The sequence below is a fragment of the Pantoea folii genome (assembly GCF_056678875.1).
Genome location: NZ_JBWXON010000011.1, coordinates 50321 through 62885, shown reverse-complemented (window position 1 = coordinate 62885; position 12565 = coordinate 50321). Strand labels below are relative to the sequence as shown.

The 12565-nt window shown below is 55.1% G+C and carries 15 protein-coding genes; 11 read left to right on the top strand and 4 right to left on the bottom strand.

All coding sequences use genetic code 11. From position 1 onward, the window contains the following. Positions 1-14: 14 nt before the first annotated feature. Positions 15-824: an inositol monophosphatase family protein gene (locus AC1MDE_RS14065; RefSeq protein WP_058961449.1), complete on the bottom strand. Its 810-nt coding sequence runs from the start codon at positions 822-824 to the stop codon at positions 15-17. Between the two features lie 163 nt (positions 825-987). Continuing rightward, positions 988-1569 carry an ACP phosphodiesterase gene (locus tag AC1MDE_RS14060; protein WP_058961448.1) on the bottom strand — a complete coding sequence of 194 codons (582 nt, stop codon included), beginning with the start codon at positions 1567-1569 and terminating at the stop codon, positions 988-990. 105 nt (positions 1570-1674) lie between these two features. Here AC1MDE_RS14060 and queA point away from each other — a divergent pair, with 105 nt between their 5' ends. Genes queA through secF form a run of 5 tightly spaced genes read left to right on the top strand, consistent with a single transcriptional unit; the run spans position 1675 to position 7118 of the window. Continuing rightward, on the top strand, positions 1675-2745 hold the full coding sequence (gene queA, locus AC1MDE_RS14055; RefSeq protein ID WP_479414720.1) for a tRNA preQ1(34) S-adenosylmethionine ribosyltransferase-isomerase QueA: 1071 nt from the start codon (positions 1675-1677) through the stop codon (positions 2743-2745). Between the two features lie 38 nt (positions 2746-2783). After that, a complete protein-coding gene (gene tgt, locus AC1MDE_RS14050) occupies positions 2784-3908 on the top strand; it encodes a tRNA guanosine(34) transglycosylase Tgt (RefSeq protein WP_034831015.1) in 1125 nt (374 codons plus the stop codon). Between the two features lie 25 nt (positions 3909-3933). After that, positions 3934-4266, top strand: a complete 333-nt coding sequence (gene yajC / locus AC1MDE_RS14045) for a preprotein translocase subunit YajC (RefSeq protein ID WP_034831018.1) — start codon at positions 3934-3936, stop codon at positions 4264-4266. A gap of 25 nt (positions 4267-4291) precedes the next feature. Further along, positions 4292-6139 (top strand): protein translocase subunit SecD, encoded by a 1848-nt coding sequence (gene secD, locus AC1MDE_RS14040; RefSeq protein ID WP_072017072.1) that lies wholly within the window; start codon positions 4292-4294, stop codon positions 6137-6139. 10 nt (positions 6140-6149) lie between these two features. Beyond that, positions 6150-7118, top strand: coding sequence for a protein translocase subunit SecF (gene secF / locus AC1MDE_RS14035; RefSeq protein WP_058961446.1), 969 nt, complete (start codon positions 6150-6152; stop codon positions 7116-7118). Between the two features lie 59 nt (positions 7119-7177). On the opposite strand, the gene AC1MDE_RS14030 is transcribed toward secF, so the two are convergent. Together AC1MDE_RS14030 and lysM are read right to left on the bottom strand one after the other, a co-directional pair. Then, positions 7178-7741: a SadB/YajI family lipoprotein gene (locus AC1MDE_RS14030; protein ID WP_058961445.1), complete on the bottom strand. Its 564-nt coding sequence runs from the start codon at positions 7739-7741 to the stop codon at positions 7178-7180. A 15-nt stretch (positions 7742-7756) separates the two neighbouring features. Then, a complete protein-coding gene (lysM, locus tag AC1MDE_RS14025) occupies positions 7757-8194 on the bottom strand; it encodes a peptidoglycan-binding protein LysM (protein WP_045833917.1) in 438 nt (145 codons plus the stop codon). Positions 8195-8366: 172 nt separating this feature from the next. Here lysM and nrdR point away from each other — a divergent pair, with 172 nt between their 5' ends. The 6 genes from nrdR to pgpA all read left to right on the top strand — a co-directional run bounded on the left by nrdR (position 8367) and on the right by pgpA (position 12429). Beyond that, positions 8367-8816: a transcriptional regulator NrdR gene (gene nrdR / locus AC1MDE_RS14020; protein ID WP_034831027.1), complete on the top strand. Its 450-nt coding sequence runs from the start codon at positions 8367-8369 to the stop codon at positions 8814-8816. Between the two features lie 3 nt (positions 8817-8819). Next, a complete protein-coding gene (gene ribD, locus AC1MDE_RS14015) occupies positions 8820-9923 on the top strand; it encodes a bifunctional diaminohydroxyphosphoribosylaminopyrimidine deaminase/5-amino-6-(5-phosphoribosylamino)uracil reductase RibD (protein ID WP_479401106.1) in 1104 nt (367 codons plus the stop codon). Between the two features lie 93 nt (positions 9924-10016). Continuing rightward, entirely contained in the window at positions 10017-10487 is a 471-nt protein-coding gene (gene ribH, locus AC1MDE_RS14010; RefSeq protein ID WP_034831031.1) for a 6,7-dimethyl-8-ribityllumazine synthase, read from the top strand. Between the two features lie 19 nt (positions 10488-10506). Beyond that, entirely contained in the window at positions 10507-10926 is a 420-nt protein-coding gene (nusB, locus tag AC1MDE_RS14005) for a transcription antitermination factor NusB (RefSeq protein WP_034831034.1), read from the top strand. Positions 10927-10973: 47 nt separating this feature from the next. After that, the gene (gene thiL / locus AC1MDE_RS14000) at positions 10974-11951 is read left to right on the top strand and encodes a thiamine-phosphate kinase (RefSeq protein ID WP_058961443.1); all 978 of its coding nucleotides are present in this window, start codon (positions 10974-10976) and stop codon (positions 11949-11951) included. Further along, positions 11941-12429 carry a phosphatidylglycerophosphatase A gene (gene pgpA / locus AC1MDE_RS13995; RefSeq protein WP_058961442.1) on the top strand — a complete coding sequence of 163 codons (489 nt, stop codon included), beginning with the start codon at positions 11941-11943 and terminating at the stop codon, positions 12427-12429. Before thiL ends, pgpA begins: the two co-directional genes overlap by 11 nt. Positions 12430-12565: the final 136 nt, after the last annotated feature.

The window sequence follows — 12565 nt, the reverse complement described above, 5'->3', positions numbered from 1 at the left end:
ATGTGGTGAATCGGCTACAGGCTGATATGCGCGGGTAACAGTGCTTTGAGCTGAGGGTAGATAACGCTATTGGCGAGCAGCACAGGATTGCCCTGCTGCAGACCGTTGTGACCAAGGTAATCATTGGTTATGCCGCCGGCCTCACGCATCAATACAATACCGGGTAAACCGTCCCAAGGATTCATATGCGCTTCGTAATAACCAATTAAACGACCAGCTGCGGCCCAGGCACTCATTAATGCGCCAGAGCCATTACGGATGAACATCCCGCCCTGTGACAGCAAGCCACCAATAAAGGCTGTCAACGGTTCCACCGGTTGGCTGTTGGAACTACTAATGCCGAGCACGCCCTGATTGAGATGCTGAGCGCGGTGCGCCTGAATGCGCTTTTCATTGACCCAGGCACCTTTACCGCGACAGGCATGGAAGGTCTCATGATGGTTGGGATCGCAGACCACGCCAATTACCGGCTCATTTTCACAGACAATCGCCAGTGACACGCACCAGTTATGTAATCCATTCAGGAAGTTACTGGTGCCATCAATCGGGTCAATGACCCAGACAAAGCGCGCACCGGTAGTTTCACCACCACTCTCTTCACCCAATACAGCGTCATCGGGAAAGCGTTCGTAAATCAGGTGCTTGACCAATTCTTCCACGTTGCGATCGGCTTCGCTGACCACATCCTGTAAATCCTTTTTATGCTCAATCACCAGTTGATGACGCTGCTGATACCAGGATAAAGCACGGCTGGCTGCAGTTTTAGCGACATCACAGGCAAAGTGATAACGCGCGTCAAGTTCGGTTAGCGTAGCTGATGACATCTTTCCCTCTTATCATTTTCTGGCAAACGAAGTGACAAAAAACGCCGAAACAGGCGACCTGGCGGTGTGACCTACTTAACAAAAGTAAAGAAAGGTTTCATTAAGCCGCAGATGACTGCGGCTGGCAAGAGGCGGAAATGCAGGGATTGTGAAAAAAAGCGGTTTAGAGTTGCTGGTGGCGCGCAGCGTCCATCAGGCGCGGATAGAACTGGAAGAACAGCGGTTCAAGTTGTTGATAATGATCGACGAAATCCTGATAGGAGTCGCGCAGGGCTGCCAGACGCGGGCGGCGGTGTGCCATACCATTAAGCACGCGAGCCAAACGCGCGGGTTCGGCATAGTGCTCAAACCAGCGTTCACGCCACATCACCGAATTGAGTTCGATGAATCCTTCTGGCGTGCCGGGCAGTTGCGGCATGATTTCACGCTCGGCTGCCGCCGTGAACGCGACCAGCGATTGGGAAGGGTGCAGCTGGTCCCAGTGCAGCGCGAGGAAGTGATCCCAGATGACATCCAACGTGATGGGCGCAACGCGACGAGTTTCAGCGCGAAAGAATTGCCGCGCTTCACGCACTTCCGGCAGGTTATCCGTCAAAACATCCAGTCGGCGATGCATAGCGATGCCCGCCACAACCGGTTCCGGCCATTGCGATTGCACATTGCCGCGCACGAAGTCGGCCATCAGATTGCCCAGCAGGGAGCTGTCTGCCAGCTGTGCGAGGTGAAGGTGAGCGAGAAAGTTCATGGCGCATTATAGGCAGAATCACAGATATGCAGCCAGTTGTTCAGAATTTGCCGCTTTTCCGCTAAACTATGCCGCCTGTTTTTTGAGTCCTGAAAGAAGTGATGCATGCGTGTAGCCGATTTTGCTTTTGAGTTGCCAGAATCTTTGATCGCCCACTATCCGCAGGCGCAGCGCAGCGGTTGCCGCTTGCTGGCGCTGGATGGCCCAAGTGGGGCGTTAAGCCATGAAGTGTTTACCGACGTACTGGATAAACTCGATCCGGGCGACCTGCTGGTGTTTAACAATACCCGCGTTATTCCGGCGCGTGTCTTCGGCCGAAAAGCCAGTGGCGGCAAAATTGAGATGCTGGTAGAGCGCATGCTGGATGACAAACGCGTGCTGGCGCATGTGCGTGCCTCGAAAGCGCCGAAGCCGGGTGCAGAGCTGCTGCTGGGCGATGACGAAAGCGTCAAAGCCACCATGGTCGCGCGCCACGATACGCTGTTTGAAATCGAATTTGCGGATGACCGCGCAGTGCTGGATATCCTTAACAGCGTCGGCCATATGCCGTTGCCGCCGTATATTGATCGTCCGGACGAAGAAGCGGATCGCGAACTTTATCAAACCGTTTACAGTGCGCGTCCGGGTGCGGTAGCCGCGCCGACCGCCGGTTTGCACTTTGATGAACCGTTGCTGGACGCGCTGCGCGCGAAAGGCATCGAAATGGCATTTGTCACGCTGCACGTTGGCGCAGGTACCTTCCAGCCGGTGCGCGTCGAGAACATCAATGACCACATCATGCACTCTGAGTATGCCGAAGTGCCGCAGGATGTGGTGGATGCGGTGCTGGCGTGTAAAGCGCGTGGCAACAAAGTGGTCGCGGTGGGCACCACCTCCGTGCGTTCTCTGGAGAGCGCGGCGCAGGCGGCTCAGGATGCGCTGATTGCACCCTTCTTCGACGACACGCAGATCTTCATCTATCCCGGCTATCACTATCAGGTGATTGATGCGCTGATCACCAACTTCCATCTGCCGGAATCGACGCTGATTATGCTGGTGTCAGCATTTGCCGGTTACAAAAATACCATGGCGGCTTATCAAAGCGCAGTGGCAGAGCAGTACCGTTTCTTTAGCTACGGGGATGCCATGTACATCACCCGTAATCCACAGGCTCCTGACGAAGTGGTTGGAGCTTAATAATCAGACTGTTTCTCTGATTATCTAATGAGGTCAATGTGAAATTTGAATTAGATACCACCGACGGGCGCGCGCGCCGTGGCCGTTTGGTGTTCGATCGTGGTGTGGTGGAAACCCCGGCATTCATGCCTGTGGGCACCTACGGCACCGTAAAGGGCATGACGCCGGAAGAAGTGAAAGACACCGGTGCGCAGATCCTGCTCGGTAATACCTTCCACCTGTGGCTGCGCCCGGGCCAGGAGATCATGAAACTGCACGGTGACCTGCACGATTTCATGAACTGGCAGGGACCGATCCTCACTGACTCCGGCGGCTTCCAGGTGTTCAGCCTCGGTGACATTCGTAAGATCACCGAAGCGGGTGTGCATTTCCGTAACCCGATCAACGGCGATCCGATTTTCCTCGATCCGGAAAAATCGATGGAAATTCAGTACGACCTCGGTTCAGACGTGGTAATGATTTTCGACGAGTGTACGCCGTATCCAGCAGACTGGGATTACGCCAAACGTTCGATGGAGATGTCACTGCGCTGGGCGCAGCGTAGCCGCGATCGCTTTGATTCACTCGGTAATAAAAATGCGCTGTTCGGCATTATTCAGGGCGGTGTTTACGAAGATTTACGTGATGTCTCGGTTAAAGGTCTGGTAGATATCGGCTTTGATGGGTACGCTGTGGGCGGCCTGGCGGTGGGTGAACCTAAAGAGGACATGCACCGTATCCTGGAACACGTCTGTCCGCAAATTCCGCAAGATAAACCGCGTTATTTGATGGGCGTCGGCAAGCCAGAAGATCTGGTGGAAGGCGTTCGCCGCGGTATCGATATGTTTGACTGCGTCATGCCAACGCGTAATGCGCGTAATGGTCACCTGTTTGTGACCGATGGCGTGGTGAAAATCCGTAACGCCCGGTATAAAGATGACACGACAACGCTGGATGCGGAGTGTGATTGTTACACCTGTCGCAATTACAGTCGCGCCTACTTGTATCATCTTGATCGTTGTAACGAAATACTGGGCGCACGTCTGAATACGATTCACAATCTGCGCTATTACCAGCGTCTGATGGCGGGTTTACGTAAGGCCATCGAAGAGGGTAAATTAGAGCACTTTGTTAGCGAGTTCTACCAACGGACGGGTAAAGCGGTTCCACCGTTAAACGTCTGATAATTCTATCAATGAGGGAAATTTAATGAGCTTTTTCATTTCTGACGCCGTTGCCGCAGCAGGCGCTCCGTCTCAGGGAAGTCCTTATTCTCTGGTGATCATGCTGGTGGTGTTTGGTCTGATCTTCTATTTCATGATTCTGCGCCCGCAGCAGAAACGTTCTAAAGATCACAAGAAGCTGATGGATTCCATCTCTAAAGGTGATGAAGTATTGACCAGCGGTGGCCTGGTAGGTCGTGTGACCAAAGTGGCTGACAACGGCTACGTTTCTATCGCCCTGAACGACACCACTGAAGTAGTTGTAAAACGTGATTTCGTGGCCGCCGTTCTGCCGAAAGGTACTATGAAGGCGCTGTAATTTTTTCTTCCCGAAGGGAACTGCCGTGTTAAACCGTTATCCTTTGTGGAAGTACATCATGCTGGTCGTCGTGATTCTCGTCGGCCTGCTCTATGCGCTTCCTAACCTTTATGGAGAGGATCCGGCCGTTCAGATCACTGGTGCGCGCGGTGGCGCCGCCAGTGAACAGACGTTGGATCAGGTCCAGACTTTATTAAAACAAGATAATATCCAGAGCAAATCCCTCGCTCTGGAAAATGGCGCCATTCTGGCCCGTTTTGACAATCAGGATGCACAGCTGCGCGCGCGTGATGCCATCACTACCGCGTTGGGCGACAACTATGTTGTGGCACTCAACCTCGCGCCGGCAACCCCGCGCTGGCTGACCCTGCTGGCTGCACAGCCGATGAAACTCGGTCTTGATCTGCGTGGCGGCGTACACTTCCTGATGGAAGTGGATATGGATACCGCTCTGGGCAAGCTGCAAGAGCAGAATGCCGATGGCCTGCGCAGTGACCTGCGCGACAAAAGCATCCCGTATACCAACGTCAATAAAATCGCTAACTACGGTGTAGAAGTGCGTTTCCGCGACGGCGCCAGCCGTGATGCGGCGATCAGCTACCTGTCACCGCGTCATCGCGATCTGGTGATCTCCAGCGTCGGCAGCGATACGCTGCGTGCGGTGATGACCGATGCGCGTCTGAGCGAAGCCCGTGAGTATGCGGTTCAGCAGAACATCAATATCTTGCGTAACCGTGTGAACCAGCTTGGCGTTGCCGAGCCACTGGTGCAGCGTCAGGGTTCTGACCGCATCGTGGTGGAACTGCCGGGTATTCAGGACACGGCGCGTGCCAAAGAGATTCTGGGTGCCACTGCGACCCTGGAATTCCGTCTGGTAAACACCACCGTTGATCCAACTGCCGCGGCGAGTGGCCGTGTGCCGGGTGATTCGGAAGTGAAAGAGACGCGTGAAGGCCAGCCAGTGGTGCTGTACAAGCGTGTGATTCTGACCGGTGACCATATTACCGATTCGACGTCCAGCATGGACGAGTACAACCAGCCGCAGGTGAACATTTCACTGGATGGCGCGGGCGGTAACATGATGTCGAACTTCACCAAGGACAACATCGGTAAAGCGATGGCGACCCTGTTTGTGGAGTACAAGGACAGCGGTAAGAAAGACGCCAACGGTCGTGCAATCCTGGTGAAACAGGAGCAAGTGATTAACGTGGCGAACATTCAGTCGCGCCTCGGTAACAGCTTCCGCATCACCGGTATCAACAACCCGAACGAAGCGCGTCAGCTGTCGCTGCTGCTGCGTGCCGGTGCGTTGATCGCGCCAATTCAGATTGTGGAAGAGCGTACCATTGGTCCAACAATGGGCCAGCAGAACATCACTCAGGGTCTCGAAGCCTGCTTGTGGGGTCTGATCGCGTCCATTCTGTTTATGGTGGTGTTCTATAAGAAATTTGGTTTGATTGCGACCAGCGCGCTGCTGTGCAACCTGGTGCTGATTGTCGGCATCATGTCACTGCTGCCGGGTGCGACCCTCACCATGCCGGGGATTGCCGGTATCGTGTTGACGCTGGCGGTTGCTGTCGATGCCAACGTGTTGATTAACGAACGTATTAAAGAAGAACTGCGTAACGGACGCTCGGTACAGCAGGCGATTCATGAGGGCTACAAAGGCGCCTTCTCCAGTATCGTCGATGCCAACGTCACCACGCTGATCAAAGTTATCATTCTTTATGCGGTCGGTACCGGCTCCATTAAAGGCTTTGCGATCACCACCGCTATCGGTATCGCGACTTCAATGTTCACCGCTATCGTCGGCACCCGTGCCATCGTTAACCTGGTTTACGGCGGCAAACGCATCAACAAGCTGTCCATCTGAGGAGTGCGTTGTGGCACAGGACTATAGTATTGAGCAGCTGAACCACGGGCGTAAGGTCGTCGACTTTATGCGCTGGGATACGCTGGCATTCATCATCTCCGGTCTGCTGATTGTGGCGTCTATCGCCATTATCGGTGTGCGAGGCTTCAACTGGGGCCTCGACTTTACCGGCGGAACGGTGATTGAGATTAACCTGGAAAAACCGGCCGATCTGGACGCACTGCGTGAAGGTTTGGTGAAAGCGGGCTTCCAGGAGCCGCTGGTGCAGAACTTTGGCAGCAGCCGCGACGTGATGGTGCGTATGCCGCCAGCCACCGGTGCAGCAGGTCAGGAGCTCGGCAACAAAGTCGTGACCTCCATCAATGAGACGACGCAGCAGAACGCGACCGTGAAGCGCATTGAGTTCGTCGGCCCAAGCGTGGGTAGCGACCTGGCGCAAGCCGGTGCGATGGCGCTGCTGTCGGCACTGATTGCGATTCTGATCTATATCGGCTTCCGCTTTGAGTGGCGTCTGGCGCTGGGTACCGTGCTGGCACTGGCGCATGACGTCATCATCACCTGCGGCATTCTGGCGTTGTCACACATCGAGATCGACCTGACGATTGTCGCGTCACTGATGTCGGTGATTGGTTACTCGCTTAACGATAAAATCGTGGTTTCCGACCGTATTCGTGAGAACTTCCGCAAAATTCGTCGCGGTTCTTCCTACGATATTACTAACGTGTCGCTGACCCAGACGTTGAGCCGTACCCTGATCACCTCGCTGACCACGCTGGCGATGATTCTGATTCTGTTCATCTTTGGTGGTGCGCTGCTGAAAGGCTTCTCGCTGACCATGCTGATCGGTGTCACCATCGGTACCGTTTCATCTATCTATGTTTCTTCTGCTCTGGCATTGAAACTGGGTATGAAGCGTGAACACATGCTGGTGCAGAAAGTGGAGAAAGAGGGCGCAGATCAGCCTTCGATCCTGCCTTAATTCTGCTGATGAAATGAAACGGGCTGCCTAAGGGCAGCCCGTTTTTTTATGCCTGCTGATCAGGGCGCGGTTTTGGTGGCTGCTGTGCTCTGCACATCATGCACGCGCACAAAGCCGAGTTGCTCCGGCGTCAGTCCGCTCAGGCGCAGCGGCACTGTTACCGAACTGCGTGGCATCAGACTCGCCTCAACCTGAATGGTCTGGCTCAGACTCTCCACATTCAGCGGTTTGCCACTCGCCGGATCCAGTTCACCCCACACCACCGTGGCGGTTAGGGCAGGGACCGGCTGGTCATCGGTGGAACGGATATTCAGGTTGGCGCGACTACCACTGGCTTCCCCCTCGACGCGAGACAGTGACAGGCGCAATTTGCCCACCTGCGTCTGTAACTCGACGGGAGTGTTGGCTTGCGGCAACAGCCATGCCCCCTGGGTCGATTGCCCATTGAGTTGACCCTGAATTTCCAGCGCCGTTGCCTGATTGGTGAGCTTGCGCATCTGCTGGTTAAGCTGGCTGACTTCCTGATGTAACTCTTTGACCTGCGGTGAAGTCGGCGTTGAACTACAACCACTGAGCACCAGCAGCGAAAGTGCGGCGGGCGCCCAAAACGTCCTGATCGTCATGCATTGTCCTTTCTGTTATTTCGGAATACGTAATACCTGGCCGGGGTAGATCTTATCAGGATGCGTCAGCATTGGCTTGTTTGCTGCGAAAATCTTGTTGTATTCATTGGGATTCCCGTAGACCTGTTTGGAAATCGCACTCAGGGTGTCTCCTTTTTTCACCGTATAGAAATCGGCTTCTGGCGCACTGTCGGTGACGGTGACCTTGTCATCGACCTTGGTAATCCCTGCCACGTTACCTGCGGCCACCAGGATTTTCTCCTTCAGCTCCTGTGAAATGCCATCACCGCTCACGGTAACGGTGTCGCCTTGCACATCGACTTTGACTTTATCGCTGTCAGGTAAGCCGAGTTGATTAATATGATCCTGTAGTTTTTTGCTGGGATCGTCAGCGCCGGTGACGGCATCCCATAACTTTTCACCTGCTTCTTTCACGAAATTGAACAGACCCATGTGACCTCCTGCAAATGTGCCGGATTGGCTGTTTAAGCTTAGTGGCTTTTCTTGTTTACAGAGCGTGACATCCTGCGTCTGTGAGCCGGGCGGTGATTCGGTCGCGTGTATTCAGTTGCTTTGAAGATCGCGCTACACTGTGTGGCCTATTTATCTCGCGACAGGAAACGTCATGCATTGCCCCTTCTGCTCCGCTGTAGATACCAAAGTGATTGATTCTCGCCTGGTCAGTGAAGGTTCATCGGTGCGTCGCCGCCGCCAGTGTCTGGTGTGCCATGAGCGTTTTACCACCTTTGAAGTGGCTGAGCTGGTGATGCCGCGCGTGGTGAAAAGCAACGATGTGCGTGAACCCTTTAACGAAGATAAGCTCGCCAGCGGCATGATGAAGGCGCTGGAGAAGCGCCCGGTGAGCGCCGATGCGGTGGATAACGCCGTCAACCACATTAAAACGCAACTGCGTGCCACCGGCGAACGCGAAATTCCCAGCAAGCTGGTCGGTAATCTGGTGATGGAAGAGCTGAAGAAACTCGATAAGGTCGCTTACATCCGCTTTGCTTCGGTGTACCGCAGCTTCGAAGATATCCGTGATTTTGGCGAAGAGATCGCCCGCTTACAGGACTAAGCCATGACTGACGAACGCTACATGGCGCGTGCGCTGGAACTGGCGCGTCGCGGACGTTTTACCACCACACCCAATCCTAATGTTGGCTGCTTGATTGTGCGCGACGGCGAGATTGTCGGCGAAGGCTGGCATCACCGTGCCGGTGAGCCGCATGCGGAAGTGCACGCGCTGCGTATGGCGGGTGAAAAAGCTAAAGGCGCGACGGCTTATGTCACGCTGGAACCCTGCAGCCATCATGGCCGCACGCCGCCGTGTTGCGATGCGTTGATCACTGCGGGCGTCAGTCGCGTGGTGGCGGCAATGCAGGACCCAAACCCGCAAGTGGCGGGGCGTGGATTGTATCGTTTGCAGCAGGCTGGGATTGAAGTCAGCCACGGCTTAATGATGAGCGAAGCTGAAGCATTGAATCGTGGTTTTCTGAAACGTATGCGCACTGGCTTCCCGTGGATTCAGCTCAAACTCGGCGCATCCCTTGATGGGCGCACCGCGATGGCCAGTGGCGAAAGTCAATGGATCACCTCGGCGGCGGCAAGGCGCGATGTGCAACAATTACGTGCCCAGAGTTCGGCTATTCTTACCTCCAGTGCCACTGTGCTGGCGGATGATCCCTCACTGACCGTGCGCTGGAATGAGCTTAACGCGGATGTGCGTCAGCAACTCGATGAAGCCACGCTGCGCCAACCGGTGCGAGTAGTGATCGACAGCCAGCAGCGTGTCACGCCACAACACCGTCTGATCGCACAACCTGGCGAAACCTGGCTGATGCGTACTGAAGCCGATCAGCATGCCTGGCCGGACAGCGTCAGCCAGATTGCGGTGCCGCTGCGCGGAGAGCAACTGGATCTGGTAGCGATGATGATGATACTCGGCCAGCGTCAGATTAACTCGGTGTGGGTTGAAGCTGGCGCCAGTCTGGCGGGGGCACTGTTACAGGCTGGACTGGTTGACGAGCTGATTGTCTACGTGGCGCCAAAGCTGCTGGGCAATGCGGCGCGCGGCCTGTGTGAACTGCCTGGACTGGAACAATTGTCCGATGCGCCAGAGCTGAAGTTTAGTGACGTACGCAAGGTTGGCGCGGACCTGCGACTGACCCTGACGCCCGCTTAAGCACCGACTGAAAAGCCTGAGCGCGTCGCCGAAGAGTATGATAGAATCCGCCCCCTTCTGCGGGGCCATAAATCAAACACCCAAAGGATATGTATGAAAGTTATCGAAGCTCCTGTTGCCACGCCTGATGCTCACATTGCCATCGTTATTGCGCGTTTTAACAACTTCATTAATGACAGCCTGCTGGATGGCGCGGTTGATGCGCTGAAGCGTATTGGCCAGGTCAAAGCAGAAAACATCACTGTGGTTTGGGTTCCAGGCGCTTACGAACTGCCATTGGCAGCGCGCGCACTGGCGAAAGCCGGTAAGCACGACGCGATCGTGGCGCTGGGAACCGTGATCCGTGGCGGCACCGCCCACTTCGAATATGTGGCAGGTGAAGCCAGTTCTGGCATTGCCAACGTGGCGATGACCAGCGAAATTCCGGTGACTTTCGGCGTGTTAACCACCGAAAACATCGAGCAGGCGATTGAACGCGCCGGCACTAAAGCAGGTAATAAAGGCGCCGAAGCGGCCCTGACTGCACTCGAAATGATTAACGTATTGAAAGCCATCAAAGCCTGATTTTTGGAAGGGGAATTTTGTGAAACCTGCTGCTCGTCGTCGCGCCCGTGAGTGCGCTGTCCAGGCGCTTTACTCCTGGCAGCTGTCCCAGAACGACATTGCCGATGTGGAATACCAGTTTCTGGCGGAACAAGACGTCAAAGACGTCGATATTAGCTATTTCCGCGAATTGCTGGCCGGTGTGGCGACTAACAGCGCGTACCTGGACGGTCTGATGAAGCCTTACCTGTCACGTCAGCTGGAAGAGCTGGGCCAGGTAGAAAAAGCCATCCTGCGACTTTCGCTGTATGAGCTGAGCAAGCGCTCTGATGTGCCTTATAAAGTGGCCATCAACGAAGGCATCGAACTGGCCAAAGTATTTGGTGCTGAAGACAGCCACAAGTTTGTCAACGGCGTGCTGGATAAAGCAGCCCCACAAATTCGACCCAATAAAAAATAAATGCGAAAGGCCGGTTTACCGGCCTTTTTCTCATTGAGACCTGACTTATGTCCTGTGGTGAATTCGAACTGATCGCACGTTATTTTAACCGCGTTACCAGCTCCCGCCGCGATGTGGAGAAGGGAATTGGTGACGACTGTGCGTTACTGAACGTGCCCGAAAAACAGACGCTGGCCATTAGCACCGATACGCTGGTGGCAGGCGTGCACTTCCTGCGTGATATCCATCCTGCCGATCTGGGTTACAAAGCGCTGGCCGTGAATCTCAGTGATTTGGCGGCAATGGGTGCCGATCCGGCGTGGTTGACGCTGGCGATTACCTTGCCTGAAGTGAATGAAAGCTGGCTGGCCGCATTCAGCGATAGCCTGTTTGAGCTGCTGGATTATTACGATATGCAGCTGATTGGTGGTGATACCACGCGCGGACCGCTGAGCCTGACGCTGGGTATTCACGGTCTGGTGCCGACAGGACGCGCACTGAAGCGTTCGGGTGCTAAACCGGGTGACTGGATCTTTGTTACCGGGACGCTGGGTGACAGCGCGGCTGGCCTGTCGCTACTGCAACATCGTCATCGCCTGAACGATCCGGCTGTCCATGAAGTGTTGATCAAGCGCCATCTGCGCCCGATGCCACGTGTATTGCAGGGCCAGGCGCTGCGCAATCTGGCGACCTCGGCGATCGATATCTCCGATGGTTTGATTGCCGATCTCGGCCATATTCTCACGGCGAGCCGTGTCGGTGCGCGCCTCAATCTGGAAGCGTTGCCGCTGTCCGCGGCCTTGCGCGATCATTTTGAGCCGGAACAGGTGCTGACCTGGGCCTTAAGCGGCGGCGAAGATTACGAGCTGTGCTTTACCGTGCCGGAAGTGAATCGTGGTGCGCTGGACGTGGCGCTGGCTCATCTTGGCGTGTCTTACACCTGCATCGGGCAGATTGCGCCTGAAGCTGATGGGTTGACGCTGCTGGAAAACGGCAAGCCGCGGAGCTTTAATCACAAGGGATTTGATCACTTTAATGCGAAGTAAAGATGTGGCGAAAAGCCGCCTGCGCCTGAGCAATCCATGGCATCTTCTGGCAATCGGTTTTGGCAGTGGCCTGAGCCCGATCATGCCGGGTACTGCCGGTTCGATTGCCGCGATTCCCTTTTGGTGGTTGATGACCTTTCTGCCGTTGCAGATCTATTCGCTGCTGGTACTGATTGGCATTAGCGTGGGCGTTTATCTGTGCCATCGCACAGCGAAAGACATGGGTGTGCACGACCACGGCAGCATCGTCTGGGATGAGTTTATCGGCATGTGGATTACGCTGATGGCGATCCCAGCGATGAGCTGGCAGTGGGTGCTGGCCGGGTTTGTCATCTTCCGCATCTTTGATATGTGGAAACCCTGGCCGATTCGCTGGTTCGATCAGAACGTGCATGGCGGCATGGGCATTATGGTCGATGACATTATCGCGGGCGTGATTTCCGCCGTGATTTTGTATGGATTGGGGCTGGTGCTTTAATTCGGCAGATGCGCCTAACTCACGTGCCCTCTGTCATAATGCGCACCAAAGCTTCAGAGCAAGCTGGTGCCGTTCAGGGGCTGGCAATCCGCAGCGCTGAACGGAACGAGTCTGCCAGGATAGCCCGCAGGATGCG

Coding starts and splice junctions, on each gene's coding strand:
- nrdR (WP_034831027.1), top strand. CDS start 8,367: ATGCATTGCCCCTTCTGCTCCGCTGTAGATACCAAAGTGATTGATTCT.
- yajC (WP_034831018.1), top strand. CDS start 3,934: ATGAGCTTTTTCATTTCTGACGCCGTTGCCGCAGCAGGCGCTCCGTCT.
- lysM (WP_045833917.1), bottom strand. CDS start 8,194: ATGGGTCTGTTCAATTTCGTGAAAGAAGCAGGTGAAAAGTTATGGGAT.
- queA (WP_479414720.1), top strand. CDS start 1,675: ATGCGTGTAGCCGATTTTGCTTTTGAGTTGCCAGAATCTTTGATCGCC.
- ribD (WP_479401106.1), top strand. CDS start 8,820: ATGACTGACGAACGCTACATGGCGCGTGCGCTGGAACTGGCGCGTCGC.
- AC1MDE_RS14060 (WP_058961448.1), bottom strand. CDS start 1,569: ATGAACTTTCTCGCTCACCTTCACCTCGCACAGCTGGCAGACAGCTCC.
- AC1MDE_RS14065 (WP_058961449.1), bottom strand. CDS start 824: ATGTCATCAGCTACGCTAACCGAACTTGACGCGCGTTATCACTTTGCC.
- ribH (WP_034831031.1), top strand. CDS start 10,017: ATGAAAGTTATCGAAGCTCCTGTTGCCACGCCTGATGCTCACATTGCC.
- AC1MDE_RS14030 (WP_058961445.1), bottom strand. CDS start 7,741: ATGACGATCAGGACGTTTTGGGCGCCCGCCGCACTTTCGCTGCTGGTG.
- thiL (WP_058961443.1), top strand. CDS start 10,974: ATGTCCTGTGGTGAATTCGAACTGATCGCACGTTATTTTAACCGCGTT.
- pgpA (WP_058961442.1), top strand. CDS start 11,941: ATGCGAAGTAAAGATGTGGCGAAAAGCCGCCTGCGCCTGAGCAATCCA.